Genomic DNA, 25,637 nt, shown 5'->3' on the forward strand with positions numbered 1-25,637 from the left:
GGGCGCTTTCCGGCTGGCGCCGCGCTCGCCACTTGGCGGGCCGCCCCCACGGGCAGGCCGTGCGCCGACCGCGGGCCGGTCATGGCCGGTCGTGGCCGGTCGCACAGTTCCCCGCGCCCCTGTCGGGCGCTACTGCCGGCGTCGCTCAGCAGCCCACGACGGTGCAGCTCAGCGTCCCCTCCCCCGGGGCAGGCCGGTGCGCCGACTGCGGGTGGGTCGTGGCTGGTCGCGCAGTTCCCCCGTGCCCCTGTCGGGCGCTACTGCCGGCGTCGCTCAGCAGCCCACCGGAAGCCCTGCGCCGCCAGGCAAAACCAGCGGCGGGAGGCTATCGCTGCGGTGGTGCGAACAGCTCGTCCTGGGCGCCTTCCCGGGCCGTCAGCAACGCGCCGCGTAGCACGGCATCGCCGCCCAGGGCGCTTGCCCGGACCTCGGCCGGCAATGGCGACATGCGGGCAAGCCGCTGCTCGACTCGGGCGGCGAGTACGTCGCCGCCCGCCTGCCCGACCTCGCCGCCGAGGACAACGCAGCCGGGGTCGAGCACGGCGACGACCGAGGCGGCGCCGATGGCGACGCGGTCGGCCAGGGCGTCGAGGAAGCGGGCGGCGGGGGCTCCGTCGGCGCCGGCCACCGCATCCCGCACCAGCGCCGCCGCGCGCGGCTCATGTGCCGTCGGCTCCGCCGTGAGCCCGTGTTCCATGGCGAGCCGGGCGATCGCCGCGGCCCCGGCGAGGGAGTGGAAGCCGCCTTCGCAGTCCGTCGCCGAGGGGAGGGTGGTCGTGCCGGGGACCGGGAGGAAGCCGATTTCGCCGGTGCCGCCGGAGGCACCGCGGCGGAGGGAACCGTCGAGGACGACGGCGGCGCCGGTGCCGTGGCCGAGCCAGAGCAGGACGAAGGTGTCGCGGTCGCGGGCGGCGCCGTCGCGCTGTTCGGCGAGGGCGGCCAGGTTGGTCTCGTTCTCGACGATCACCCGGGCCGGCAACCGCTCCTGGAGGGCGGCGACCAGCCGGCGGTGCCACTGGGGCAGGCCCGAGGAGTCGCGGAGTTCGCCGGTGGCGGGGTCGATGAGGCCGGGCGCGCCGATCCCGACGGTGTGCAGCCGCTCGGCCCCCGCCTCCTTCGCGGCGCGCTCCACGAGGGCGACCGCCTGCTCGACGGCGGGTCCCGTACCGGCGTCGTCCGCGATGGGCACCGACGCCCGGGCGAGCTCCGCACCCAGCAGGTCGGAGACCACCACGGAGACGCTTTCGGTACGGACGTCGAGGGCGGCGAGGTACGCCCGGTCGGCGACGATGCCGTAGAGCCTGGCGTTCGGTCCGCGCCGCTGCTCCCCCGACTCCCCCACCACCGCGATCAGCCCGGCGGCCGCGAGGCGCTCGACCAGGTCGGCGACCGTGGGCCGGGACAGTCCGGTGAGCTGCTTCAACTGCCCGGCCGTCAGGGGGCCTTCCTGCTGGAGCAGCCGCAGGGCGAGCCGGTCGTTGATGGCTCGGGCCGTGCTCGGGGACGCGGGTGCGGGCATGCCGGGGATCCTCCCAGATCACGCGGGCCGTACCGCCGTCGGCCCGAGGATGGCACCTTATCGCCTATCTATCAGGCAGGGTTCCTGATAGTTTACGGCGTCAGCACGGGAAGCAGAGCCGGGAGGGGCCGGAAGATGAGTGATGTGGTCTACGACCAGCGCGAGGTGAAGCAGGCCCGGTACGCGGTGGCCACCGTGTTCGCGGTGCACGGCGCGGTCACTGGCTCCTTCGCGACCCGGGTGCCGTGGATCCAGGACCACGCCTCGGTGGGTACGGGCCAGCTCGGGTTCGCCCTCGCCTTCACGGCCTTCGGCGCCTCCGTCTCGATGCCGCTCGCCGGCCGGATCAGCCACCGCTTCGGCAGCCGTACGGCCCTGCGCGGCCTGCTCGCGCTCTGGACGCTGGCCCTGACCCTCCCCTCTCTCGCGCCGAACCTGCTCGCACTGTGCGTCGCGATGTTCACCTACGGCGCCACGGCGGGCATGGCGGACGTCGCGATGAACGCCCTGGGCGTCGAGGTCGAGAACCGTCTCGGCAAGTCGATCATGTCCGGGCTGCACGGCATGTGGAGCGCGGGTGCCCTGGTCGGCTCGGCGGCCGGCACGCTCGCCGCGCACCTGGGTTCCGACGCGCGGGTGCACCATGCGCTGGCGGCCGCGGTGCTGACGGTGCTGGGCCTGATCGCCTGCCGGTGGGTGTTCGACCTGAGGGCCACCGAGGACGAGGAGCCGCCCCCGCGGTTCGCGCTGCCGCCGAGGTCGGCGCTGCTCATCGGCGCGGTCGGGTTCTGTGCGGTGTTCGCCGAGGGCGCCAGCCTTGACTGGTCGGCGGTGTATCTGCGGGACCGCCTGAGCAGCTCCGCCGGCCTCGCGGCCGCGTGCACGACGGGCTTCATGCTCACCATGGCGGTCGCCCGGATCGTGGGCGACGCGGTGGTGAACCGCTTCGGCACGGTGCGCACGGTCCGCACGGGTGGATTCCTCGCGACGCTGGGCGGCTTGCTCGTCGTGGTGGCCGGGAACCCGGCGGTGGCCATGACCGGCTTCGCGCTGATGGGCCTCGGCATCGCGGTCGTCGTCCCGCTCTGCTTCGCCGCGGCGGGACGCAGTGGCCCGAACCCGAGCCAGGCCATCGCGGGCGTCGCGACCGTGACGTACACCTCGGGCCTGGTCGCCCCCAGCGTGATCGGCGGACTGGCCCAGACGACGAGCCTGATGGTGTCGTTCATCCTGGTCACGGTGCTGGCGTCCGGGCTCGCCGTCTTCGCGGGCGTGCTGCGCGCGGGCGATCGCGACCGTCCGAGGATCAGCTCCCCGAGCGCGGCAGTCTCCAGCCCACGCTCCTGAACCGGTCGCTCAACGCCGCGGGGTGCGGCGGCGGTCACGGGTGGGGCTCCTGAGGAGTACGGGACGGGAGTGCGGTGGCTGAAAACCGCGGCTCCATCCCGAGCTGACGCTCAGGAGCCCTGGCCCGTGAGGACCCCCGCTCCGTCCGGGCTCAGCCGGCTATCGAGTCCAGTTGCTCGGCGGCGGGCCGCAGCGCCCACAGGTCGCCGCCGGGCGGTGCCTCCAGCTTCGGAACAGCGGCCTTGGCCGCCCTGTCCCCCGCGTCGGCGGCGGCGTGGACGACGTCGCTCGCCGCGTAACGGTGGAACTCGAGTTCCGGATACGGCCACGGCCGGGCCCCCGTGGCGGCGGGCAGCAGATAGTCGACCGCTCCGAACAGGCTCTGTCCGTCCGGGCCTCGGTAGGTCCAGAGGTTCACGCCGACATGCCGGCCGATGGCGGCGAGCCGGGTGTAGGCGACCAGGTCGAAGGTCGAGTAGTGCCAGCTGCGGGTGCGGGCCAGTTCCTGCGGCTGGCTCCCGTCGGCGGCGATCTGCGGGTCGATCCGCCGGGCACGGGAGTCCAGGACGGCCCGCCGGGCGAGATCCCTGTCGCCGGTGGCGTACGCGAGGGCGGCGAGCTGGAGGTCGTAGAAGGTGCCGTGGTTGTTCTTGGCGGCGCCCTCCTCCTTGCCGAAGGCGCTGTCCGCCAGCCAGTCGCGGAAGTCGGCGTTCCAGGCGCGCATCGCCGTCCGGTCACCCTTCGACCAGCCGGGAGCGCCCGTGTTCAGCAGGGCGATCGCGTCCAGGACGCTGGTGTAGGACTGCGAGAAGTCGATGATGCCGATGGCCCGGCCGTCGTACTTGCACGGGATGAACTGGCCGTGCTCCAGGTCGGGGTTCATCCGCGTCGCCGGGTCGAGGAACCAGGTCCGCAGGACGGCGGCGGCCTTCTCGGCGTACTGCTTTCTGCCGGTGTAGTACCAGGCGAGGGAGAGTTCGTACGTCGAGTCGAAGACCTTCTCGGCGTCCTGGCGGTCGGTGCCCGTGTCGACCTCGGGGTTGCGCTGCCCGTCGCGCTGGACGTAGGGGCAACCCCAGGGATTGTCGGCCGACTTGGGCTGCGAGGGCCACCAGTACGGGGCCTGACTGAGGTAGTCGTGGACGTCACCGCCCGGGGCAGGCCTCGGCTTGTCGACGACCGTCCAGGGGCCCTGGCCGAGCCAGTTGTCGGCGCGCGCGGTCAAGTCCCGCAGCGCTCCCTTCAGTTGGGGGTCTCCTTGGTCCAGGCGGACCTTCGCCTGCTGGAGCCGGGTGCCGTCGAGGACGACGGTGCCCGGCACCTTCGGCGCCACAGGCGCCACAGCGGCGGCAGGGGCCGGAGCGGAGGGGACGGCGACGGCGACGGCCGCACACACGGCCGCGGCCGTCAGCAGAATCCGGAAGCGGGGTCTTGCACTCATCCAGCACTCCCATCAGGGATACAGGTATGTGAACAGAGTTCATGAGTGGGACCGTGCGAGCGTAGGACCGCCAGGTGCGCATGACAATGGTCCGGACAAAGCTTCACGTACGAGGAAAGCGAACCCCCACCATGGATCTCGGCGTCCGCTGGAAACTGCACGGCGACGGGCGCACGCCCGCACCCGGAGCGGTGGTCCGCCCCGACGAACGCCTCTCGTGGCCGCGCACGATCGGGCTCGGCGCCCAGCACGTGGTGGCCATGTTCGGGGCGTCGTTCGTCGCACCGGTCCTCATGGGCCTGGACCCCAACCTGGCGATCATGATGTCCGGCGCAGCGACCGTGATCTTCCTGCTCGCGACCCGCGGCCGGGTGCCCAGCTACCTCGGCTGCTCGCTCTCCTTCGTGGGTGTCGCGGCGGTGATCCGCGCGCAGGGCGGCAGCAGTGCGACCGTGACGGGCGCGGTCCTCGTCGTGGGCGCCGTGCTGTTCCTGGTGGGGCTCGCGGTCCAGCGGTTCGGGGCGCGGATCATCCATGCCGCGATGCCGCCGATCGTCACCGGCGCCGTCGTCATGCTGATCGGCTTCAACCTCGCGCCGGTCACCGCCTCGACGTACTGGCCGCAGGACCAGTGGACGGCGTTGCTGGTGATGCTGTTCACCGGTCTGGCCGTGGTGTGCCTGCGCGGTTTCTGGTCGCGGGTCGCGATCTTCCTGGGGGTGGTCTTCGGGTACGGGATCTCATGGGCGTTCGACCGGATCTTCGGGAAGATCCACTCGGTCGACGCGAGCGGAAAGCTCACCGACCACTGGCGCCTTGATCTGTCCGGTGTCGGCAAGGCGGACTGGATCGGCCTGCCCTCCTTCCACGGGCCGTCCTTCCAGTGGTCGGCGATCCTCGTGGCGCTGCCCGTCGTCATCGCGCTGGTCGCCGAGAACGCCGGGCACGTCAAGGCGGTCGGCGAGATGACCGGCGATCCGCTGGACGACAAGCTGGGCACCGCCATCTCCGCGGACGGCGTCGCCTCGATGCTCTCCACCGCGGTCGGCGGCCCGCCCAACACCACGTACTCGGAGAACATCGGCGTGATGGCCGCGACCCGCGTCTACTCCACGGCCGCGTACTGGGCCGCCGCCGGCTTCGCTCTCCTCTTCGGCGTCTGCCCGAAGTTCGGTGCGATCGTCGCCGCGATCCCGGGCGGGGTGCTCGGCGGGATCACCGTCATCCTGTACGGCATGATCGGCCTGCTCGGCGCGCAGATCTGGCTCAACGCCCGGGTGGACCTGCGCAATCCGCTGAACCTGGTGCCGGCCGCCGCGGGCATCATCATCGGCGTCGGCGGTGTCACCATGAAGTTCACCGACACCTTCTCGCTCAGCGGCATCGCGCTCGGCACGCTCGTGGTGATCACCGGTTACCACGCCCTGCGGGCGATGGCCCCGGCGCACCTCAAGTCGCAGCAACCGCTGCTGGACGAAGGCACCTCGTCCTACGACACCGAGTCCGACGCGGCCTCTCAGCGCGCCAACTCGTAGGCGTACGCGGGCGAGAAGGTCCCCGGCGAGCCCTTGCAGCCGTCGGACTCGCCCGGCAGCTTGACCCAGAGATAGGCGTCGATCCGTGTCTCACCGGTCCGCAGGGTCGGCGCCTGTCCGATCTTCCGGCCGTCCGGATCGCACCACTCGCCGTCGGCCGGGGCGCCGTTGCCGTTGCGGCTGGTGTCGACGACGGCCCCCAGGCCCGCCGGGCCGCCCAGCGCGGACAGGACCTGACGGGCGTAGGCGATCTCCGCGCTCGTGCGGTGGAAGTTGGACACGTTGGTGAAGACGCCGTCGGAGGCGCCGGCCGAGGCGGCGCCCGCCTGCTTGAGGAGGGCGGCCTGCTGGGCGACCGGGTTCCAGTCGGAGTGGCCCGCGTCGAAGTAGACCCGGGCCTGCGGGTCCGCGGCCTTGAGGACGCGGCCCGCGCGGGCCAACGAGGCGAAGCGGTCGGCCCGTTCGCCCGTGGTGAGGCAGTCGGACTGGGCGATGGAGTCGGGCTCCAGGATCACGATGACCTCGCCGACGCCGAGGCCCGCCGCGAAACGGTCCATCCAGCCGTCGTACGCGGTGAGGTCGGGCGCCCCACCCTCCGAGGCGCCGCCGCAGTCGCGCTGGGGTATGGCGTACGGCACGACGACCGGGACGCGGCCCTGCGCGGCGGCGGCCGAGGTCACCGCCCTGACGCGGCCGGTGATGGTGGACGGCGTGAAGTCCGCGAACCAGACGGCGGCCGGGCGGTCGGCGATCCGGGAGGCGATGACCGCTCGCCGCGTGTCGCCGGGATGGGAGGAGACCCAGTCCAGGACCTGGGAGTCGGAGTGGCGGTAGAGCCGCGCGGAGGCGTTCGCCGTCTCCCGCGGGGTGGTCCTGGCGGGCTCGGGGCGCGGTTTCGCCGAGGACTTGACCGCCGAAGGGGAGGGCGAGGCCGGGGACTTCGACGGCGAGGGCGTGGGCACAGCGGGCTGTGGTCGCAGGCTCGGCGAGCGGGTCACCAGAGGCCTGGCGTCGGTCGACGGGCGGCCGTCGGCGAGGGCGGACATCACCCCGGTCGCGCTGCCGACCGCGACCACGAGCGAGGCGGCAGCGACCATGGCGCTGCGCCGGGCGGCCCGCCTGCGCTCGGCCCTGCGTGCGGCCAGGCGCTGGGCGCGTAAGCCTGACACCTGCGCTCCCCCCTCCGGCCGCGGCCGCGTTCCCCCGTTCTGGGGAAGCGTCCGGCCCGGCGGCAGTGCGGCCAGCCTAGGACTGGGACCCTGCCCCCATGGCGCAGTTGGAACACTTCACCCCTTCCGTATACGCAATGGACACCGTCGTCCTCCGCATGCGCGCCCTGGCCGCCGCCCTCCCGGAGCGGGACGGGATCGCGGTCTTCAACCGTGTCTACCTCGCCGTCACGGAGGAGATCGACCGGCGCCTGGACGCCGGGGAGTTCGCGGACACCGAGGCGGCGATCACGCTGGACGTGCGGTTCGCGGAGCGCTATCTGAATGTGGCCGAGGAGGGGTGGCCGCCCGCCTGCTGGCGGCCGCTGCTGCAGTTCCGTCGTCATCCCGGAGTACGTCCGCTGCAGTTCGCGCTCGCGGGCATCAATGCGCACATCGGGCACGATCTGGCGCTCGCGGTGGTGGACGCCTGCCGTACGCTCGGCTGCGAACCGGCAGACCTGGAGGACGAGTTCGACCGCGTGGGCGATGTCCTCGTCTCGTTGGAGGAGCGCATCCGCGAAGATCTGATGCCGGGCCCCGACGTCCTCCAGATCGCCGACCCGCTCACCCATCTGCTCGGCTCCTGGAGCCTGGAGCGGGCGCGCGAGGCGACGTGGTCGGCGGCCCGGGCCCTGTGGGCACTGCGCGGACTGCCCGATCTGGCCGAGGAGTTCGGACAGCGCCTCGACGGGGCGGTCGGTTTCGCGGGCCGCATGCTGCTCACGCCGCTGCCGGACTGATCCGGACACCTGGTGGCCGGTTCCCACCCAAGATCACCCGAACTCCGCGGTGAACGTTGTACGTTCGACACGATCTGACCACGTGTCGAAGGAGCGGTGGGCATGGCGACAAGGCTCGGACTCGGACTTCCCCAGAACAGGCAGTACGACCTCGGACGCGACGTGCCCGACGTGGCGCGCACCGCCGAGAACATCGGCTACGAGAGCCTCTGGGTGTACGAGCGGGCACTGTTCCCCGAGCCCGCCACCCAGGGCCTGTACGGGATCGAGGGCCTCCCCTGGCCGGACAGCTACCGCGGCGTGGCCGAGCCGCTGGTCACCCTCACGCTCGCCGCCGCTGCCACCGAGCGGGCCCGGCTCGGCAGCAGCGTCCTGATCGCCCCGCTGCACGTGCCCTTCCAGCTCGCCAAGTCCCTCGCCGCACTGGACTCCGCGAGCGGCGGCCGGGTCCTCGCGGGCTTCGGCACGGGCTGGTCCCACGACGAGTACGCGGCCGCGTCGGTACGGCCGTTCGAGGAGCGCGGGCAGGCGCTGGACGAGCTGATCGAGGTGTGCCGCGCGGTGTGGGGCCCGGACCCGGTGTCGTACGACGGACACCTCACGAAGATCGCCTCGGCCGCCGTCGGCCCCAAGCCCGCCCGGCCGATCCCGATCCTGCTGGCGGCGGGCTCGAAGAAGGCCCAGCGCCGTCTGGTCGACCACGCCGACGGCTGGCTGCCGGTGGGGATGGGCGCCGAGGCACTCGCCGCGCAGTGGCGCGGCCTCCAGGAGCTGGCCGCCGAGCGCGGCCGCACCGAGCCGATACTGACGGCCCTGCGCACCAATGCGCGCTACCAGGCCAAGGGGTACGACGGCGCCGACCGGGCCCCCTTCCGCGGCAGCGTCGACCAGATCGTCGAGGACCTGGCCGCACACGCCGAGGTCGGTCTCGACGAGATCCTGATCGACCTCCAGGGCTCCACACGCGACGCCGAGGAGCTCAAGGAGGTCGCCGCCGAGGTGTACGAGAAGGCGCGCGCGGCCGGGATTTGACGGTCTGTCAGTCCTCGGGCAGCTCGACCGGCGCGATCTCGTCGTAGACGTCGCCGGGCCCGGGGTTGGTCGGGTCGGTGGTGCCGCCCAGCTGGTGCATGACGCCCCAGACCGCGTTCAGCGCGGTCTGGACGGCGCCCTCCGCCCAGCCCGCGGTCCAGGAGATGTCGTCGCCGGCGAGGAAGATGCCGCGCTTGTCCGCGGCGAGCCGGTCCTGCATGAAGTGCGTGAACAGGCGCCGCTGGTAGCGGTAGTGGCCGGGCAGGTTGGCCTTGAACGCGCCCATGAAGTAGGGCTCGTTCTCCCAGGAGACGGTCACCGGGTTGCCGATGATGTGCTTGCGGATGTCGACGTTCGGGTAGATCTCGCCGAGCGACTTCAGCATGACCTCCATCCGGTCGTTCGCCGACAGCGGCAGCCACTTCAGGCTGTCGTCGCACCACGTGTACGAGAGGCAGATGACGGCGGGCTTGTCCGGGCCCTCGTCGAGGAGGTAAGTGCCGCGCGTCATACGGTCGGTGAGCGTCATCGACATGACATCGCGGCCGGTGACCTCGTCCTTGTCCAGCCAGAACGGCCGGTCCACGGGGACGAAGAGCTTGCTCGACTCCATGTAGTGCGTACGCTCGATCGCCGTCCAGTGGTCGATCGGGAAGAGCGAGTCGTCGCAGGCGATCTTGGAGAGCAGCATCCAGGACTGGGCGGTGAAGATCGCCGCCTGGTACGTACGGATGTCGCCGTTCGCGTCCGTCACCGTGATCCGGTTGCCGGAGGTGCGGTTGAGGCGCGTCACGGCGGGGCGCGGCTGCCCGTTCACGTGCAGGGTCGCCAGCGAGGTGCCGTAGGCCCAGTGCACGATCTTCTCGGGCTCGCGCTCCCACAGGCGCGTCGGCAGCTGCTGGGAGCCGCCGACGATGCCGCGGTGGTGGTCGTCGGCCTCGGTGTAGACGACGCGCAGGATCTCCAGGATGGAGTTGGGGAAGTCGGTGTCCCAGCCCCCGGTGCCGAAGCCGACCTGGCCGAAGATCTCGCGGTGCCGGAAGGACTTGAAGGACTCCGACTCGCACAGGAAGCCGTAGAAGGTCTGGTTGTCGAGCTTCTCGACGAGCTTCGCCCAGATCTCGCGGATGCGCGGGATGTCGCGCTCGCGCATGGCCTGGTTCATGTCGGAGAAGTCGGCGCCCTCTTCCAGGCAGGCGTTCCACGCGTTCATCACGTCGCGGTAGACCTGCGGCAGGTCGTCGACGGAGGTCGCGTAGTGCGACTCGCCTTTCAGGTCGACGACCGTCGAAGGCGTCGACTCCGCAAGGGGGTTGGGGAACGGCCGGGTTTCGAGGCCCACCAGGTCGATGTAGTGCTGCAGCGCCGTGGAGGACGGCGGGAAGCGCATCGCGCCCATCTCGGCGGTCAGCGCCGGGTCGCAGCCCTCGAAGCCGACGGTGCGCAGCCGGCCGCCGATTTGGTCCGCCTCGTAGACGACCGGCTTCAGGCCCATCTTCATCAGCTCGTACGCGGCCACGATGCCGGACAGGCCGCCGCCGATGACGGCGACCTCGGTGCCGTGCTCGGTCGCCGGTATCTGGCCGAGGCCCGCGGGGTGCGCGAGGAAGTCGTCGTACGCGTACGGGAAGTCCGGGCCGAACATGGTGATCGGCGGCTGCTGCACGTCGGCGTGCTGGACGGCGTTGGGCACGGTGGACGTCATGGGGTACGGACTCCTTGCGCGAAAGCTGGTGAGGGGAAGGCTGGTTGACCGCTCGTCAGATCAGGGACCCGTAGAGGCCGGGGCGGCGGTCCTGCAGATACGGGTTCGCCTCGCGCGAGGCCGCGAGAGCAACCGGGTCGGCGTCGGCGAGGACCAACTCCTCGCCGCGGCCCGCCCGGGCGCGCGCGACTCCGTCGGGACCGGCGAGCGCGGAGAGGCCGACGAACTCGAACTCCCCTTCCTGGCCGACCCGGTTGACGTACGCGACGTACATCTGGTTCTCGAAGGCACGCACCGGGACGAGGGACTCGGCGACGAACTGGAAAGGGTGCATCTGCGCGGTGGGCACCAGGAGGAGGTCGGTGCCGGCGAGGGCGTGCGCGCGGACGTTCTCCGGGAACTCGACGTCGTAGCAGATCATGAGGCCGACGCGGAGACCACCCAGCTCGGCCTGGACGACGGGCTGCTCGCCGGGCGTGAAGTGATCGCGCTCGAAGCCGCCGAAGAGGTGGGTCTTGCGGTAGTTCGCGAGGCGGCTGCCGTCGGCGGAGATCAGCTGGACGGAGTTGAAGACCGCGTCCGCGGAGCGCTCCGGGTAGCCGTAGGCGATCGCGACGCCGTGCCGGCCGGCGGTCTCGGCGATCGCGTCGGCGGACTCCCCGTCGGCGCTCTCGGCGAGGTGGGCGATGTCGTCGCCGATCGCGTACCCGGTCAGGAACATCTCCGGTGCCACCAGGAGCCCGGCGCCCGCGGCGGCGGCGCGGCCCGCGGCCTCGTCGAGAACCTTCAGGTTCACGGCGACGGAGCCGGGGCGGCCGGAGCTCTGGAGCAGGGCTGTGCGCATGCGTGTGCCTCACCGGTACGGAGGGGTTGGTGGGGGCCGGACGGGCCCAGATAGACGGTACGGTCGCCGGGCTGGGCCGGACAAGAAGGAGCCGTTGCGCGCCGGTGAACGATTCGTTGCGTGCACCACCGCCCCGACGGCGATTCGTTGCGCGCCCCGAGACGTACCCCGGGTCCTCCTGGAGGCGTAGGTCACGGCGGCGTCCCCGCCGGGCGGCGGAGGCCGGGTGACGTCCGCGGCCCGATGTACCCGGCGGGCATCGGCGGAACAGTAGTGGCTGTCCCTCTCACCTGCGGAAAGGACCGCCATGAACCGCGTCACCCGTTGCACGGGGATCGCCGTGCTCATCACCGCCGTACTGTTCACCGCCGGGGCGGCGGGATCCGCCGTGGCCTCGGGCGGAGACGACCATCACCGGCGCGAGGCCGCCGCGCTCACCGGCACCGCCAAGCTGTACCGCGTAGCGGGCGACGACATCACCTTCTCCTTCGACGCCCATCTGGCGGCCAAGGACAACGACGACCCGTCGAAGGCCACGGGCACGTTCCGCTTCAGCCACTACCTGAACGGCGACGGCGCGTACGCCAAGGCCAAGGTCGACTGCCTGGTCACCGGCGGCAAGGTAGCCGTGGTCTCCGGTGTCATCACCGAGTCCGACCTGCCCGGAGCCAAGGGCAAACGGGTCGGCGTCACCGTCCACGACCTCGGCCACCACGACCGCCTCGGCTACAGCTGGGCGTCGGTCGGCAATCCGGCGGAGACCAAGGACCTGCCCAAGTGCGTCAGCTCGGCGCCCTTCGAGAGGGTCAAGCAGGGCACCGGCGACTTCACGGTGGTGCCTTGGCAGCCGAAGTTCTAGTCGGTCCGGAAGGTCGTGATCACGGCCGCGTGGTCCGACGGCCAGTCGTTGTCCGCCACGTCGGGCCAGGGACGTGGGGTGCCGCTGACGAAGGTGCGGGAGTCGAGCACCTTCAGACCGCGGTGCAGGACGTAGTCGATCCGGTCCTGTGGCTCGGGGCGCCCGCTGCCGTCCTCGTGCTCCGCGTGGATCGGCGACCAGGTGTGGCCGGGGTGGGCGACCGGGTCGGGGTACGCCTCGCGGTAGGAGTCGCGCAGCCCCGCCGCCTCGGCCGCCTTGGTGACCGGCCAGGTCACGTGCGGCCAGTCCAGGTGCGAGGGCGCGTTGAAGTCGCCCACGAGAACCACGGGGGTGCTCTCGTCGCACGACTCGGCGATCCGCCGCAGCGTGTCCCGCATCTGGGCGAGCCTGACCTCCTCGTGGGCGATCAGTTCGCCCGCCGGGAGGCCGTCGAAGGCGGACTCGTAGGGCCCGTACGGCGTGTAGTGGAGGTGGGCGGTCCAGACGTCCACCTCCCGCGTCGCGCCGATGCGGATGCGCGCGCCGGCAGCTCCGTAGAAGCCGACGTCCGGGTCGCCGAGGCGGGCGGTGATCGGGTACCGGCTGAGGACACCGAGGTTCTCGCCGGCCCGGTGGTGGTGCCAGCCGAGGGCCTCGGCGAGTTCCTGGGCCGCGGTGCCGCCGGTCTCCTGGAGGCCCACGACATCGGCGCCGGTCTCCAGGATCACCTTGAGCTGCTTGGCCCGGTGGTCGTCGACCGGTGTGCCGCCGAGCCAGAGGTTCCAGCTCATGACGCGCAGTTCCCGGGGCACGACCAGGGCCCGCAGCAGAGCCGGGTCCACCTCCTCCAGGCTGGCCAGCACGGTCCGTCCGGGCGCCGGGCCGATCGGTGCGAGCGAGGGCACGGCGAGCACCGCGCAGCCCGCCGCCTCGGCCGAGGCGACCCCCGTCCCGGTGTCCTCGACGGCCACGCAGCCTGCCGGATCCACTCCGAGGGCACGGCAGGCCGCGAGGTAGGGATCCGGGGCGGGCTTGGTGTGCTCGGTGTCGTCGGCGGTGACGGAGACCGCGAAGCGTTCGGCTCCGAGGGCTTCGAGGACGGTGTCGGCGACGGCACGCGGCGACGCGGTGACCAGCGCGGTCGGTACGCCGTCCCGGGCGAGGGCGTCGAGCAGGCCGAGCGCACCGGGGCGCGGCACGATGCCGGTACGCACACGCTCGGCGAACTCCCGGTGCAGCTCCCCGGCGATCGCCTCGGCCGCCGCACCCGTGCCGCGCCCCAGCCAGGCGGCGGTGTGCTCGACCGGGCGCCCCAGCACCTCCGGCTGATCGGCTTCGCCGAGCGGTCTGCCGAGCCCGGCGGCCACCAGGTCCACCGCCTCCCACCACAGCCGCTCGGTGTCCACGAGCGTGCCGTCCATGTCGAACAGAACGGCCTGGAGGGTGGGTTGGGGGGTGGTGCGGTGGGTCACGGCGCTCTCTCTCGGTCGGCGGGTGGGGTTCAGTGCGTGCGCTCGGCGACCAGCACCGGCCGCTCGGGCAGCGTCACCGTCACGGCGGCACCGGCGACCAGCATGACGGCGTCGTGGGTCGGCAGGTCGGCCTTGACCTCGGCCGCGTCGGGGAGTCGTACGGTCACGCGGGTCGCGGCGCCCAGGAAGGCGGTGGCGACGACGCGCGCGGTGCCCTGGTCGTCGGCCGTGATGTGCACGGCCTCGGGCCGCACCAGCACGTCGACCTCCGGGCCGGCCGGCGGTTCCCCGTCGACGGGCAGCCGCCGGCCCAGCACCTCGACCGTGTCCCCGGTCAGCCGCCCCGGAATCCGGCTCATCGTGCCGACGAACTCGGCGACGAACGCGGTGGCCGGCCGGCCGTACAACTCGGCGGGGGCGGCGCACTGTTCGAGCCGCCCGGCCCGCATCACGGCGACCCGGTCCGCCATGGACAGCGCCTCTTCCTGATCGTGCGTCACGAACAGGGTGGTGATGCCGAGTTCCTGCTGAAGGCGGCGGATCTCCTCGCGCAGGGTGAGCCGCACCTTCGCGTCGAGCGCCGACAGGGGTTCGTCGAGCAGCAGGACGCGCGGGCGCAGAGCGAGCGCGCGGGCCAGCGCGACGCGCTGCTGCTGGCCGCCGGAGAGCTGGTGCGGGAACCGCTCGCCCTTGTCGGCGAGTCCCACCAGGTCGAGCAACTCGGCGGCCCGGGTGCGCCGTTCAGCCGTACGGACCTTGCGCATCCGCAGCCCGAAGGCCACGTTGTCGACGGCGCTGAGGTGCGGGAAGAGGCTGTACGACTGGAAGACCATCCCGGCGTCGCGGCGGTGGGCCGGGACGCGCGTGACGTCCTCGCCGTCGACCAGCACCTCGCCGGAGTCGGGGTGCTCGAATCCGGCGAGCATGCGCAGCGCGGTGGTCTTGCCGCAGCCGGACGGGCCGAGCAGGGCGAGCAGTTCGCCCGGCTGGACGGTCAGGTCGAGGCGGTCGAGGGCGACGGTCGGGCCGAACTCCCTGCGCAGGCCCCGGAATTCGACGGTGGCCGCCTTGCCGACGGCGGTCTTCTCAAGCGTGGTGGTGGTCATGCGTTCATCCCCGGGATGCGGCGGTACGGGAGCGTCCGCCGAGGCCGGCGAGCGCGAGGAGCAGTGCCCAGGTGACGAGCAGGCTGAGCACGGAGACGGCGACGGACAGCTGGGCCTGCGAGCTGCCGACGGTGTAGATCCACACAGCGAAGGGCCGGAAGCCGAGCAGCTGCGCCACGGTGAACTCGCCGAGCACCAGCGCCAGGGTGAGGAAGGAGGCGTTGAGCAGCGCGCCGCGCAGATTGGGCAGTACCGCCTGCACGAGGGCCTGCGGCCAATTCGCCCCGCAGCTGCGCGCCGCCTCGACCAGCGTGCGCACGTCCATGGCGCGCAGCCCGGCGTCCAGCGCCCGGTACACGAAGGGCAGCGCCATCACGACGTAGGCGAGAACGAGGACGAAGGGGAAGTCCGGGTTCTGGATCGCGACGAACGTCTCGAACAGCGGCGTACGGGAGAGGTGTTCGGGCCCCCACTTCAGGACCGTGCTGATCCCGGCGACGAACGCGATGGGCGGCACGACCAGCGGCAGCGAGCAGACGACCTCGACGACGGGACGCAACCGGGGCGCGCCGAGCCGCAGCGCGACCATGGCGGGCACCATCAGCAGCAGCACCACCGCGATGGTGGCGGCGGCCAGTTCCAGCGAGAGCACCAGGCTGGAGGTGAAGCCGTCGGCCGAGACGATCTGCCGGTAGGCGTCGAAGCTGACCCCGCCCGGCACGTCGACCGTGAAGATCACGGACGCGGCGAGCGGGACCAGGAAGTAGACGGCGGCGCAGGCGAGGACGGCCCAGCGCCACGGATTCAGGCGAGCCATCGTGCACTCCGTCGTTGCAGGGGCAGGTAGACGGCCATGACCAGGCCCGCGATGAGGACCATGCCGAGGCTGAGGGCGAGCGCCACGTTCTCCTGGCCGACCAGGACGTTGCCGGAGATGGCGTCGGCGATCTGCAGGGTGACCAGCGGGACCGAACTGCCCACCATGGCCGCGGCGGTGGCGTACGCGGCGAAGGCGCTGCCGAAGAGGAGAACGAGGCCGCCGAGCAGGGAGGGTGCCAGGACCGGCAGCGCCACGTGCCGCCAGTACTGGACACCGGTGGCGCCGTTGTTCTGCGCCGCCTCGCGCCACTGGGTGCGCAGTCCGTCGAGGGCGGGCGTGATGGTGAGGACCATCAGCGGGATCAGGAAGTAGAGGTAGACGAGGACCAGGCCCCAGAAGCTGTAGAGGTCCCAGCCGTGGTCCTTGAGGCCGAGGTGGGTGGTGAGCACACCGGCGTTGCCGAGGGTGGCGACGAAGGCGAAGGCAAGGGGGACGCCGCCGAAGTTGGCGAGGACTCCGGAAGCGGTGAGCACGGCCTCGCGCAGTGCGCGGGAGCGGGAGGTCACCACGGCCTGGGCGAGCGGCAGTCCGAGCACGGTCGCGAGTCCGGCGGAGACGGCGGAGAGCTTGACGCTGCCGAGGAGGGCGGTGAGGTAGGCGCCCTGCACGGAGTCCGTCATGTTGGACGCCGTGTACGAAGTGGCGCCGGTGGCCTGGTCCTTGACGGTGAAGGCGCCGTTCAGCATGGCCAGGGCGGGGATCCCGAAGGCGATCGCGACGAAGACGAGCAGCGGGAGGACGGCGAGCCGGCCGGGGGCGCGGCGCCGCCGCTGCTGGGGAGCAGCGGCGGTCGCCACGTCGGCCTCGGTGAGGACGGCGGTCATCCGGAGACGGCCTTGCCCCAGCCCTGGGCGAGGACGCCCTTGGCCTTGCTCTGCTGGGCCTCGGTCGGGAAGCTCGGCGTGCCCGACACCTTCGGGAGCTTGGCGGCGGCGGTCTTGTCGAGCGTGCCGGCCTTCTCCATGGCGGTCATCAGGGCCGGGCGGGCGTACCCCTTGAGCCAGAGGTTCTGGCCCTCGGCGCTGTAGAGGTACTCCTGCCACAGACGGGCGGCCGCCGGGTGCGGGGCGTCCTTGTTGATGGCCTGGGAGTAGTACTGGGAGAACTTGCCGTCGGAGGGGACCGCGACCTTCCAGTCGACGCCCTTGGACGTGAACTCCTCGGCGTACCCCGCGTTCAGGTAGTCCCAGTCGATGCTGATCGGGGTCTCGCCCTTCTCGACGGTGGCCGGGGTCGACTCGACGGGCGTGTAGTTGCCGTTCTTCTTCAGCTTGGCGAAGAAGTCCAGGCCGGGCTGGATGTCGTCGAAGGAGCCGCCGCTGGCCAGCGAGGCCGCCCACACGCCGCCGAAGGCCGAACCCGACTTGGTGGGGTTGCCGTTGAGAGCGACCTGGCCCTTGTACTGCGGCTTGAGCAGGTCCGCGAAGGTCGTCGGACAGGTCTTGACCCGCTTCGCGTCGCAGCCGATGGAGATGTAGCCGCCGTAGTCGTTGAACCACTGCCCCTTCGGGTCCTTCTGGCCCTCGGGGATGTCACCGAAGCCGGCCGGCTTGTAGGGCGCGAGCAGGCCCTGCTGGGCGGCGCTCAGCGCGAAGGAGCTGCCGAGGTCGAGGACGTCCGGCGTGCGGTCCTGTCCCTTCCTCGACGTCACGGCGCTGATCTCGTCCTGGCTGGAGCCGTCCGGGTTCTCGACCTCGACCTTGATGCCGTACTTCTTCTTGAACCCGTCAAGGAGGGCTCCGTAGTTGGCCCAGTCGCGGGGCAGCGCGATCGCGTGCAGCGCGCCTTCCTTCTTGGCCGCCTTGACCAGCGCGTCCATTCCGCCGAAGTCCTTTGCGGAGGTCGCGGTGGCGGCGCTCTTGCCGTCGGCGGTGGTCGACGCGTTGTCGGGGGCCGCGCCGCACGCGCTGAGGGCGAAGGCTGCGGCGATGGCGAGTGAGCCGCCGATGACGGCTGTTCTCGGCAGGGACACGGTCACGGTCTCTCCAGGGGGACGCACGAGGGATTTCAGGAGGCACGGCGAACTTGTCTGAACAAGTTGGCCTCAGTACGCCCTCCGCTGGTGTCCTGTTCGTAAACTCTGGCGAAACCCTGAGCCCCTATTCCCTGCACAATCCCGGGGTGCCCGGATCGCGCTCCGATCTCGATTAGGCTGATCACGCTGTGCACAGAGACCGAATCAGAGGGGAAGCATGCCGGCGCGACACGAGGAGATCGCCGACGAGCTGCGGCGGGCGATCGACCGCGAGGAGTACACGGTCGGCGATCTGCTGCCGGCCGAGACGGAGCTCGCGGCCGACTACGGCGTCTCGCGCGGCACGGTCCGACAGGCGGTCGCGGCACTGACCGCCGAGGGGCTCATCGGGTCGCGGCAGGGCGCCCGCCGGGTGGTGCTGGCCAGCCGCCGCAGCCAGAGCTTCGCCGAGCTGCGCAGCTTCGCGCAGTGGGCGCGCGCGATGGGGCGCGAGGCGACGGGGCAGGTGGTCGTCTCGGAGTACCGGCCGGCGACCTCGGAGGACTGTGTGCGCCTTCAGCTGGCGGCGGGCACACGGGTGCTGCACGTGCTGCGCGTGCGGGGCCTCGACGGGGAGCCGGTACTGCTGGAGCGGACCGTGTACGCGGACTGGATCTCCCCCGCCGTCGAGCGCATCGAGCCGGAGTGCCCCTCGGTGACGCAGCGGCTGTTCGAGGACGAGGGCCTGGTCTTCGCGTACGGCGAGCATGTCATCGACGCGGTGGCGGCGGGCGCCCGGGACGCCGAGCTGCTCGGGGTGCGCCGCAGCAGCCCGCTGTTGCGGGTCCGCCGGGTCACCACGACACGCGAAGGGCGCCCGGTGGAGTGGTCGGACGACCGCTACCGCTCGGACGCCGTGAGCTTCAGCGTGCACAACTCGATAGAGAACAACGCGCTGGCGCGGAAGACAGCCGAATGAGGCGGGCGTAGTACGTCGAGGTACTACGCAGACGCACCAGGTCGGCGTACTAGGTCGGCGAGCCCGCGGAGAACCGTCGCAGCAGCGGCGAAAGGACCAGCACGGACTTCGTCCGCTCCACGAACGGCTCCCCGGCGATCCGCTCCAGGACCCGCTCGAAGTGGCGCATGTCCGAGGCGAAGACCTGGACGACCGCGTCCGCCTCCCCTGTGACGGTGGAGGCGGCCACGACTTCCTGGTAGCGCTCCAGGCCCCGCTGGATGGTCTCCGGCGAGGTGTTGCGCCGGCAGTAGATCTCGACGAACCCCTCGGTCTCCCAGCCGAGCGCCGCGGGGTCCACCCGGACGGTGAAACCGGTGATGGCGCCGGTGGCCCGCAGCCGGTCCACGCGCCGCTTCACGGCGGGCGCGGACAGGCCGACGAGGTGCCCGATGTCGGCATAGGAGCGTCGGGCGTCCTCGGCGAGGGCGTGCACGATGCGTTCGTCGAGATCGTTCAGCAAGGTGGGTGGTTCACTTCTGTGCGGGTACTGCGGTGCTGTCGGGGGCGGCCATCCGGGACCGCCGGTAGCCGTAACTGAAGTAGAACACGAGCCCGACGGCCATCCAGACTCCAAAGACCTCCCAGGTGATGGCCGAGAGGCTGCCCATCATCCACACGCACAGCGCGAAGCCGATCGCGGGCAGCACCGGCGACAGCGGCACCCGGAAGGTGCGCCGCATGTCCGGGCGGGTCCGGCGCAGCACCACGACGGCGACGTTGACGAGCGCGAAGGCGAAGAGCGTGCCGATGCTGGTGGCGTCGGCCAGTTGGCCCAGCGGGACGGCGGCCGCGAGCACCCCGCAGAACAGCGACACGATGACGGTGTTGGCGCGCGGTGCACCCGTCTTCGGGTGGACCCGCGCGAACACCTTGGGCACGAGTCCGTCGCGGGCCATGGCGAAGAGGATGCGGGTCTGGCCGTAGAGCACGGTCAGGACGACACTGGCGATGGCGATGACGGCGCAGGCGGCGAGCAGCGTGCCCCAGAAGGTCTGGCCGGTGACGTCCTTCATGATCCCGGCGAGCGCGGCCTCGGAGTCGTTGAAGCGCCGCCAGGGCTTCGCGCCGACGGCGACGGCCGCGACGACGACGTAGAGCGCGGTCACGATGACCAGCGAGAGCATGATCGCGCGCGGCAGGTCGCGCTGCGCGTTCTTGGCCTCCTCACCGGCCGTGGAGGCGGCGTCGAAGCCGATGTAGGAGAAGAACAGCGTGGCACCGGCGGCGCTGACGCCCGCCATGCCGAGCGGCATGAAGTGCTCGTAGTTGCCGGAGCGGAAGCCCTGGATGCCGATCGCGCAGAACAGCACCAGCGCGGCGATCTTCACGAGCACCATGATCGTGTTGGCGCGCGCGGACTCCTTCGCGCCGCCCAGCAGGAACGCCATGGCGAGCAGCACCACGATGAGCGCGGGCAGGTTGAAGATGCCCCCGTCACCGGGCGGCGCGGACAGCGCGTCCGGGATGGTGACGCCGATCGTGCCGTCGAGCAGTTCGTTGAGGTACTCGCCCCAGCCGACCGCGACGGCGGCGACGGACACGCCGTACTCCAGGACGAGACACCAGCCGCAGATCCACGCGATCAGCTCGCCGAGCGTTGCGTACGCATACGAGTACGAGGACCCGGCGACCGGGATGGTGCCCGCCAGTTCGGCGTAGGACAGGGCCGAGAAGAGCGCCGTGAGTCCGGCGATCACGAAGGACAGGGTGACCGCGGGTCCGGCCTTGGGGACGGCCTCTCCGAGGACGACGAAGATCCCGGTGCCGAGGGTGGCACCGATGCTGATCATCGTCAGCTGCCACAGGCCGAGAGAGCGCCGCAGGGTGCCTCCCTCGCCCTGGCCACCCTCGGCGACCAGGCGTTCCACGGGCTTGCGTCGCATGAGACGCGTACCGACGCCCGGGGACGGTGGGGCGGGATGACTGCGGGACTGCGGGGGTGCGCCTTGGTCGAGCACGCATCGGCTCCTTCATCGCTGCCGGTCAGGGAGACGGGGACCGGCAGCGCCCCCTGGCAACGGAGACCCACCGAGCGGGGTCCCCGCCACACCACGTACAGCGCTCGACCCTATGAGCGATGCCTTCACGGGCGTAATGCAGCAACCTTGCGCATCTCCGCAAGATCGTTGCGTTCATCGCATTCCGGCGGATGTTCGTTGCGCGGCGCCTTCACCCCTGCCCGCCCGCCCCGCTCAGCCCTCGTCCGGGCTTCCGGCCACCGCCCGCGCCTGCGCCACATCCGCCTCGTCGAACCCCATCCGACCGGGCTGCCCGTGGACCGCCGCCTGCGTGTCGATCCAGCGGGTGTGGGCCTCCCAGGCCGCCTGCTTGCTGGTGCCGAGGGCGGCGCCGATCTGGGACCAGGAGGCGCCGGCCTCGCGGGCCGCGCGGATGGTGAGCTGACGGCCGTACGCCGCCTTGCGGGCCACGACCTCGCTCAGCGCGAGGAGTTCGAGGAGCCCGGTGCGGTCGAGCGCCTCGGCGTCGCTCCCGGCCCCGGCGAGCGACTCCCGTACGCGCAGTTCGTCGAGGCGGGCCACGGCGGTCAGCAGGGTGTACTGCGGCTCGATGCTCTCCGGTGTCGTCATCCTTCCAACATGCCGTCAGGTCCCCTTGACGTAAAGGGGACCTGACGGCATGACCGGATGTGCGACAGCCCCCGCGGTCGCACCGCAGGGGCCGTACGCGAGAAGGAGGCGCGTCAGTTCCAGCTGGCGTGCAGCGGCTTGCCCTCGGCGTACCCCGCCGCGCTCTGGATGCCGACGATCGCGTTCTCGGCGAACTCCTCCAGGGAGTTGGCGCCCGCGTAGGTGCACGAGGAACGGACGCCCGCGATGATCGAGTCGATCAGGTCCTCGACGCCCGGGCGGGCCGGGTCGAGGAACATGCGGGAGGTGGAGATGCCCTCCTCGAACAGGGCCTTGCGGGCGCGGTCGTAGGACGACTCGTCGCTGGTGCGGTTCTTGACCGCGCGGGCCGACGCCATGCCGAACGACTCCTTGTAGAGGCGACCGCCCGCGTCCTGCTGGAGGTCGCCCGGCGACTCGTACGTCCCCGCGAACCAGGAGCCGACCATGACGTTGGACGCACCCGCGGCGAGCGCCATCGCGACGTCGCGCGGGTGGCGGACGCCGCCGTCCGCCCAGACGTGCTTGCCGTACTTCCTGGCCTCGGCGGCGCACTCCAGCACGGCCGAGAACTGCGGCCGGCCGACGCCGGTCATCATGCGGGTGGTGCACATGGCACCGGGACCGACACCGACCTTGATGATGTCGGCGCCCGCCTCGATCAGATCGCGTACGCCCTCGGCGGCGACGATGTTGCCCGCGACGATCGGAACCTGCGGGTCGAGCGCCCGCACCGTCCGGATCGCGCTGATCATCGACTCCTGGTGGCCGTGCGCGGTGTCGATCACGAGCGTGTCGACGCCCGCGTCGAGCAGCTGCTTGGCCTTGCCCGCGACATCGCCGTTGATGCCCACGGCGGCCGCGATGCGCAGCTTGCCGTCGGCGTCCGTGGCGGGGGTGTACAGCGTGGCGCGCAGGGCGCCCTTGCGGGTGAGGATCCCGGCGAGCTTGCCGTCCGCGTCCACGGCGGGCGCGTAGCGGCGGTTGGCGCCGTCGAGCCTGTTGAAGGCGTCGCGCGGGTCGATGTCCGCGTCGAGGAGCAGCAGGTCGCGGGACATGACCTCGAACAGCTGCGTGAAGCGGTCCACGCCGGTGAGGTCGGCGTCGGTGACCACGCCGACCGGGCGGCCGTCCTCGTCGACGACGACGCCCGCGTTGTGCGCCCGCTTCGGCAGCAGGGCCAGCGCGTCGGCGACGGTCTGGTGAGGGGCGAGGACGATCGGGGTGTCGAGCACCAGATGGCGTCCCTTGACCCAGGAGATGACCTCGGTGACGACCTCGATCGGGATGTCCTGCGGGATGACCACGAGGCCGCCGCGGCGGGCGAGGGTCTCGGCCATCCGGCGGCCCGCGATGGCGGTCATGTTGGCGACGACCAGCGGGATCGTGGTGCCCGTGCCGTCCGGGGAGGAGAGGTCCACGCCCTGACGGGAGCCAACCGCGCTGCGGCTCGGGACCATGAAGACGTCGTCGTACGTCAGGTCGTACGGGGGCTGGATGTCATTGAGGAAACGCACGTGCTGCACATCCCAGTCGTTCGAGGTGACCCCCGGACAGGTCAGCCAGGGGGAAGAGCACGTACTTCATTGTCCCATGTCGGCTGGAATGCGATGCCCTCCCGGATCATCCAGGCTGGTCAGGTGACTACTGGTGGGATCCTCCAAGAGCCAGCGCCACGGTCAGCGGCGCCGTGCGGTCCGCGGCCTCGGAGAACACCTCCCGCGCGACCTTCCACTCGTCGGGCCGCGCCTTCGCATAGCCCTGCCACCCGGTGACGACCACGAGCAGCTCCCGCTCCGCGGCAACCGCGGGCCAGACCCCGGGGTCGGCGAGGCTGTCGGCGAGCGCGTCCCAGTTCCGCCCGAACCACTCCGGCAGCCCGAGCGCCCGCGCACAGCGCTCCATGAAGTCCGCCTTGTCCGCGACTCCGTCGAGGTCGAGCGTGACCACGTGCCGGTCCGCCCCGTCGTCCGTCATCTCAGTACCGCCCTGAACGACTTGTAGTGATCATCGGTGTAGTAGATCTCACCGCCCTGCCCGGTGACAATGCGCCGGGCTCCCCGGTCCCGCGAGCCGGGCGTCCGCACCGTGTACTCGTGGTAGTAGCCGCGCTGGTGGCTGGGCAGTTCCCGCTCGAAGTTCCCGAAGACGACGCCGTCCCTGGCGTACGGGAAGGGCCCGCCCTGGTCGATGAGGGCGAGCGTCTGCCGGGCCTCGGCCGGAAGCGCGGACGCCGCGACGATTCCCATGCCGTCCGGGACCCCGGCGGGCGCCGAGGCGGAAGAGGAGGAACCGGTGGCGGCGTCCGTCGACGAGGAACACCCGGTCAGCAGGACGGCGAGACATACCAGCAACCCCGCGAGCACACGGGGAACGGACCGCAGCACCATGTCGCCGATGCTGTCATGCCCGCCCCCGTGAAGCCCGCTGTCAGGGCCCGTCCGGGTCCGCCCGGTTGAGCGCCGGACGCGGCGTCGGTCCCGCCGTCATCAGGTAGTCCGCGGCCGAGGTGTCCGTCACCAGGCTGGTGACCAGCCCGGAGCGGAGCACCGCGTCGATGGCGGCGGCCTTGCGCTGTCCGCCCGCGATCGCGACGACCTCGGGGATACGGCGCAGCCGGTCGGCCTCGACCGTGATGCACCGCTCGCCCAGGTCCCGCCCGACCCGGCGGCCCTCGGTGTCGAAGAGGTGCGCGGACATCTCCGCGGCGACACCGAGCGAGGCGTAGTGCGCGCGCTCCTCGTCACTGAGCATGTCGTGCACCGTCGAGATGCCGGGCTCCCAGGAGCCGATGGAGACGCAGGCGACCGTCACCTTGTCGAAGTACTCGAAGGCGCGGGCGATGCCCGTCTGGTTGCGCAGCGCGGCCGCGGTGGCCGCGTCGGGCAGCAGCATCGGCGCGTAGATGGGGTGCGCGTCACCGCCGGACACCTGGGCGGCCCGGCGTACGGCCTCGACGGAGCCGCGCTCCGCGGTCCCCGCGTCGTACACACCCGTCAGCTGCACCACCGTGCACGGGGGCAGCCGGTCGAGGGCCGCCGCCATGTGAATGGTGGAGCGGCCCCAGGCGAGTCCGAGCACATCGCCCTCGTTGACCAGCTCGCCGAGCAGGTCCGCGGCGACCTCGCCGAGGTTCTCCGGGTCGGGAGAGGTCTCCTCGGCGTCGGCCGGGGACTCGACCACGACGGCATGCCTGAGGCCGTAGCGGGCGCGCAGCGCGTCGGAACGCTCTGCGTCCAGCTCGGCCGGGACTCGGATCTCGATCCTGACGAGATCCCGTTCAAGAGCGGTCTCCAGGACCCGGGCCACCTTGAAGCGGCTGACGCCGAACTCCTCGGCGATCTGGATCTTGGACTTGCCCTCAAGGTAGAAGCGGCGGGCCATGGCCGCCGCCTGCACCAGCTCAGCGGGTCCCATCCGCATGGCTGACCGGCCCGCCGACAAACCCGACACGGCGCTCTCCTCACTGCTGTTCACACTCTGGATACGCCGTTCATCCTTGCAGATGCGGCGGACTTGATCAGCCCTGATGGGCGGCGTTCACGTTCCCTTGGTTCAGTGGTCGCACGCCCATGCCGCCTTGGTGGTCACCGCGGCGGCCTGCTCGCGCAGCGCACGGACCGCCTGAGCGGGGTCCGAGGCGCCGTACACGGCCGACCCGGCGACGAAGACATCGGCTCCCGCCTCCGCGCACCGCTCGATGGTCGCGGCCGAGACCCCGCCGTCGACCTGAAGCCACAGCTCAAGGCCGTGCTTGCTGATCAACTCGCGGGTGCGGCGGATCTTCGGGAGCATGATGTCAAGAAACGACTGGCCGCCAAAACCGGGCTCGACCGTCATGATCAGCAGCATGTCGAGCTCGGGCAGCAGATCCTCGTACGGCTCGATCGGGGTCGCCGGCTTCAGCGCCATCGAGGCCCGGGCACCCTTGGCCCGGATCTCCCGGGCGAGCCGCACCGGCGCGGCGGCCGCCTCGGCATGGAAGGTGACGGAACCGGCCCCCGCTTCTACGTACTGGGGCGCCCACCGATCGGCGTCCTCGATCATCAGATGACAGTCCAGCGGTGTGTCCGTCGCACGCGCCAGGGACTCTACGACCGGCACACCGAGGGTGAGGTTCGGGACGAAATGGTTGTCCATGACGTCTACGTGGAGCCAGTCGGCTCCCTCGACCGCCTTCGCCTCCTCGGCGAGGCGGGCGAAGTCGGCGGACAGGATACTGGGGTTGATCTGCACGGCCATGACCCAAGCCTGCCATGCCCGGGGCCGGTTGCCCGCCCCGGTCCGGACCTAGGCCGTTCTGCGGATGTTGTCCACGGGGTCCGCATGCCATGCTGGGCCGCC

24 protein-coding genes are annotated in these 25,637 nt (G+C 71.5%); 6 read left to right on the forward strand and 18 right to left on the reverse strand.

Annotated features, from left to right (window positions below; translation table 11 throughout):
* Positions 1–325: 325 nt before the first annotated feature.
* Complete coding sequence (locus ABZS97_RS21605) at positions 326–1,519, reverse strand: ROK family transcriptional regulator (protein WP_356139912.1); 1,194 nt, start codon at positions 1,517–1,519, stop codon at positions 326–328.
* A 135-nt stretch (positions 1,520–1,654) separates the two neighbouring features.
* On the opposite strand from ABZS97_RS21605, the gene ABZS97_RS21610 reads away from it, so the two are divergent.
* Complete coding sequence (locus ABZS97_RS21610) at positions 1,655–2,866, forward strand: MFS transporter (RefSeq protein WP_356139913.1); 1,212 nt, start codon at positions 1,655–1,657, stop codon at positions 2,864–2,866.
* Between the two features lie 151 nt (positions 2,867–3,017).
* On the opposite strand, the gene ABZS97_RS21615 is transcribed toward ABZS97_RS21610, so the two are convergent.
* Positions 3,018–4,307 (reverse strand): alginate lyase family protein, encoded by a 1,290-nt coding sequence (locus ABZS97_RS21615; protein WP_356139914.1) that lies wholly within the window; start codon positions 4,305–4,307, stop codon positions 3,018–3,020.
* A 131-nt stretch (positions 4,308–4,438) separates the two neighbouring features.
* On the opposite strand from ABZS97_RS21615, the gene ABZS97_RS21620 reads away from it, so the two are divergent.
* A complete protein-coding gene (locus tag ABZS97_RS21620) occupies positions 4,439–5,842 on the forward strand; it encodes a solute carrier family 23 protein (RefSeq protein WP_356139915.1) in 1,404 nt (467 codons plus the stop codon).
* Here the strand turns inward: ABZS97_RS21620 and ABZS97_RS21625 are convergent.
* Positions 5,824–6,939 (reverse strand): glycoside hydrolase family 6 protein, encoded by a 1,116-nt coding sequence (locus tag ABZS97_RS21625; RefSeq protein ID WP_356139950.1) that lies wholly within the window; start codon positions 6,937–6,939, stop codon positions 5,824–5,826. The two genes, ABZS97_RS21620 and ABZS97_RS21625, sit on opposite strands and share 19 nt — an antisense overlap.
* A 170-nt stretch (positions 6,940–7,109) precedes the next feature.
* Between ABZS97_RS21625 and ABZS97_RS21630 the strand changes: the two genes are divergently transcribed.
* Both ABZS97_RS21630 and ABZS97_RS21635 read left to right on the forward strand, forming a co-directional pair.
* A complete protein-coding gene (locus ABZS97_RS21630) occupies positions 7,110–7,793 on the forward strand; it encodes a DUF5995 family protein (RefSeq protein WP_356139916.1) in 684 nt (227 codons plus the stop codon).
* Positions 7,794–7,895: 102 nt separating this feature from the next.
* Positions 7,896–8,825, forward strand: coding sequence for an LLM class F420-dependent oxidoreductase (locus ABZS97_RS21635; RefSeq protein ID WP_356139917.1), 930 nt, complete (start codon positions 7,896–7,898; stop codon positions 8,823–8,825).
* A 7-nt stretch (positions 8,826–8,832) separates the two neighbouring features.
* Here ABZS97_RS21635 and ABZS97_RS21640 read toward each other — a convergent pair whose 3' ends face one another.
* Both ABZS97_RS21640 and ABZS97_RS21645 read right to left on the reverse strand, forming a co-directional pair.
* Positions 8,833–10,530: an NAD(P)/FAD-dependent oxidoreductase gene (locus ABZS97_RS21640; RefSeq protein WP_356139918.1), complete on the reverse strand. Its 1,698-nt coding sequence runs from the start codon at positions 10,528–10,530 to the stop codon at positions 8,833–8,835.
* A gap of 55 nt (positions 10,531–10,585) precedes the next feature.
* Complete coding sequence (locus ABZS97_RS21645) at positions 10,586–11,374, reverse strand: carbon-nitrogen hydrolase family protein (protein ID WP_356139919.1); 789 nt, start codon at positions 11,372–11,374, stop codon at positions 10,586–10,588.
* 307 nt (positions 11,375–11,681) lie between these two features.
* Here ABZS97_RS21645 and ABZS97_RS21650 point away from each other — a divergent pair, with 307 nt between their 5' ends.
* Positions 11,682–12,233 carry a Repetin gene (locus ABZS97_RS21650; protein ID WP_356139920.1) on the forward strand — a complete coding sequence of 184 codons (552 nt, stop codon included), beginning with the start codon at positions 11,682–11,684 and terminating at the stop codon, positions 12,231–12,233.
* On the opposite strand, the gene ABZS97_RS21655 is transcribed toward ABZS97_RS21650, so the two are convergent.
* From ABZS97_RS21655 to ABZS97_RS21675, 5 genes are read right to left on the reverse strand one after another with little or no spacing between them, the layout of a single operon-like run.
* The gene (locus ABZS97_RS21655) at positions 12,230–13,705 is read right to left on the reverse strand and encodes an HAD-IA family hydrolase (RefSeq protein WP_356139921.1); all 1,476 of its coding nucleotides are present in this window, start codon (positions 13,703–13,705) and stop codon (positions 12,230–12,232) included. The two genes, ABZS97_RS21650 and ABZS97_RS21655, sit on opposite strands and share 4 nt — an antisense overlap.
* A 29-nt stretch (positions 13,706–13,734) precedes the next feature.
* Entirely contained in the window at positions 13,735–14,811 is a 1,077-nt protein-coding gene (locus ABZS97_RS21660; protein ID WP_356139922.1) for an ABC transporter ATP-binding protein, read from the reverse strand.
* A 4-nt stretch (positions 14,812–14,815) separates the two neighbouring features.
* On the reverse strand, positions 14,816–15,628 hold the full coding sequence (locus ABZS97_RS21665) for an ABC transporter permease subunit (protein WP_356139923.1): 813 nt from the start codon (positions 15,626–15,628) through the stop codon (positions 14,816–14,818).
* Complete coding sequence (locus ABZS97_RS21670; protein WP_356139924.1) at positions 15,616–16,515, reverse strand: ABC transporter permease subunit; 900 nt, start codon at positions 16,513–16,515, stop codon at positions 15,616–15,618. Before ABZS97_RS21670 ends, ABZS97_RS21665 begins: the two co-directional genes overlap by 13 nt.
* A complete protein-coding gene (locus ABZS97_RS21675; RefSeq protein ID WP_356139925.1) occupies positions 16,512–17,669 on the reverse strand; it encodes an extracellular solute-binding protein in 1,158 nt (385 codons plus the stop codon). The genes ABZS97_RS21670 and ABZS97_RS21675 overlap by 4 nt, the downstream gene beginning before the upstream one ends.
* A gap of 214 nt (positions 17,670–17,883) precedes the next feature.
* Between ABZS97_RS21675 and ABZS97_RS21680 the strand changes: the two genes are divergently transcribed.
* On the forward strand, positions 17,884–18,624 hold the full coding sequence (locus ABZS97_RS21680; RefSeq protein WP_356139926.1) for a GntR family transcriptional regulator: 741 nt from the start codon (positions 17,884–17,886) through the stop codon (positions 18,622–18,624).
* A gap of 49 nt (positions 18,625–18,673) precedes the next feature.
* Here ABZS97_RS21680 and ABZS97_RS21685 read toward each other — a convergent pair whose 3' ends face one another.
* From ABZS97_RS21685 to rpe, 8 genes are all read right to left on the reverse strand, one after another.
* A complete protein-coding gene (locus ABZS97_RS21685) occupies positions 18,674–19,126 on the reverse strand; it encodes an Lrp/AsnC family transcriptional regulator (RefSeq protein ID WP_356139927.1) in 453 nt (150 codons plus the stop codon).
* Positions 19,127–19,136: 10 nt separating this feature from the next.
* Positions 19,137–20,624: an amino acid permease gene (locus ABZS97_RS21690; protein ID WP_356139928.1), complete on the reverse strand. Its 1,488-nt coding sequence runs from the start codon at positions 20,622–20,624 to the stop codon at positions 19,137–19,139.
* Between the two features lie 234 nt (positions 20,625–20,858).
* The gene (locus ABZS97_RS21695; RefSeq protein WP_356139929.1) at positions 20,859–21,254 is read right to left on the reverse strand and encodes a hypothetical protein; all 396 of its coding nucleotides are present in this window, start codon (positions 21,252–21,254) and stop codon (positions 20,859–20,861) included.
* Positions 21,255–21,367: 113 nt separating this feature from the next.
* Positions 21,368–22,810: a GuaB1 family IMP dehydrogenase-related protein gene (locus ABZS97_RS21700; protein WP_356139930.1), complete on the reverse strand. Its 1,443-nt coding sequence runs from the start codon at positions 22,808–22,810 to the stop codon at positions 21,368–21,370.
* 127 nt (positions 22,811–22,937) lie between these two features.
* Positions 22,938–23,270 carry a barstar family protein gene (locus ABZS97_RS21705; RefSeq protein WP_356139931.1) on the reverse strand — a complete coding sequence of 111 codons (333 nt, stop codon included), beginning with the start codon at positions 23,268–23,270 and terminating at the stop codon, positions 22,938–22,940.
* The gene (locus ABZS97_RS21710; RefSeq protein ID WP_356139932.1) at positions 23,267–23,683 is read right to left on the reverse strand and encodes a ribonuclease domain-containing protein; all 417 of its coding nucleotides are present in this window, start codon (positions 23,681–23,683) and stop codon (positions 23,267–23,269) included. The genes ABZS97_RS21705 and ABZS97_RS21710 overlap by 4 nt, the downstream gene beginning before the upstream one ends.
* Before the next feature lie 40 nt (positions 23,684–23,723).
* A complete protein-coding gene (locus tag ABZS97_RS21715; RefSeq protein ID WP_356139933.1) occupies positions 23,724–24,770 on the reverse strand; it encodes a sugar-binding domain-containing protein in 1,047 nt (348 codons plus the stop codon).
* A gap of 78 nt (positions 24,771–24,848) precedes the next feature.
* A complete protein-coding gene (gene rpe / locus ABZS97_RS21720; RefSeq protein ID WP_356139934.1) occupies positions 24,849–25,535 on the reverse strand; it encodes a ribulose-phosphate 3-epimerase in 687 nt (228 codons plus the stop codon).
* Between the last annotated feature and the right edge of the window lie 102 nt (positions 25,536–25,637).

It is taken from the genome of Streptomyces sp. NPDC005485 (genome assembly GCF_040606085.1).
Lineage (GTDB): Bacteria > Actinomycetota > Actinomycetes > Streptomycetales > Streptomycetaceae > Streptomyces.

Coding starts and splice junctions, on each gene's coding strand:
- ABZS97_RS21610 (WP_356139913.1), top strand. CDS start 1,655: ATGAGTGATGTGGTCTACGACCAGCGCGAGGTGAAGCAGGCCCGGTAC.
- ABZS97_RS21630 (WP_356139916.1), top strand. CDS start 7,110: ATGGCGCAGTTGGAACACTTCACCCCTTCCGTATACGCAATGGACACC.
- ABZS97_RS21605 (WP_356139912.1), bottom strand. CDS start 1,519: ATGCCCGCACCCGCGTCCCCGAGCACGGCCCGAGCCATCAACGACCGG.
- ABZS97_RS21665 (WP_356139923.1), bottom strand. CDS start 15,628: ATGGCTCGCCTGAATCCGTGGCGCTGGGCCGTCCTCGCCTGCGCCGCC.
- ABZS97_RS21660 (WP_356139922.1), bottom strand. CDS start 14,811: ATGACCACCACCACGCTTGAGAAGACCGCCGTCGGCAAGGCGGCCACC.
- ABZS97_RS21705 (WP_356139931.1), bottom strand. CDS start 23,270: ATGACGGACGACGGGGCGGACCGGCACGTGGTCACGCTCGACCTCGAC.
- ABZS97_RS21650 (WP_356139920.1), top strand. CDS start 11,682: ATGAACCGCGTCACCCGTTGCACGGGGATCGCCGTGCTCATCACCGCC.
- ABZS97_RS21695 (WP_356139929.1), bottom strand. CDS start 21,254: ATGACGACACCGGAGAGCATCGAGCCGCAGTACACCCTGCTGACCGCC.
- ABZS97_RS21625 (WP_356139950.1), bottom strand. CDS start 6,939: ATGGTCGCTGCCGCCTCGCTCGTGGTCGCGGTCGGCAGCGCGACCGGG.
- ABZS97_RS21670 (WP_356139924.1), bottom strand. CDS start 16,515: ATGACCGCCGTCCTCACCGAGGCCGACGTGGCGACCGCCGCTGCTCCC.
- ABZS97_RS21640 (WP_356139918.1), bottom strand. CDS start 10,530: ATGACGTCCACCGTGCCCAACGCCGTCCAGCACGCCGACGTGCAGCAG.
- ABZS97_RS21620 (WP_356139915.1), top strand. CDS start 4,439: ATGGATCTCGGCGTCCGCTGGAAACTGCACGGCGACGGGCGCACGCCC.
- ABZS97_RS21680 (WP_356139926.1), top strand. CDS start 17,884: ATGCCGGCGCGACACGAGGAGATCGCCGACGAGCTGCGGCGGGCGATC.
- ABZS97_RS21710 (WP_356139932.1), bottom strand. CDS start 23,683: ATGGTGCTGCGGTCCGTTCCCCGTGTGCTCGCGGGGTTGCTGGTATGT.
- ABZS97_RS21615 (WP_356139914.1), bottom strand. CDS start 4,307: ATGAGTGCAAGACCCCGCTTCCGGATTCTGCTGACGGCCGCGGCCGTG.
- ABZS97_RS21635 (WP_356139917.1), top strand. CDS start 7,896: ATGGCGACAAGGCTCGGACTCGGACTTCCCCAGAACAGGCAGTACGAC.
- ABZS97_RS21645 (WP_356139919.1), bottom strand. CDS start 11,374: ATGCGCACAGCCCTGCTCCAGAGCTCCGGCCGCCCCGGCTCCGTCGCC.
- rpe (WP_356139934.1), bottom strand. CDS start 25,535: ATGGCCGTGCAGATCAACCCCAGTATCCTGTCCGCCGACTTCGCCCGC.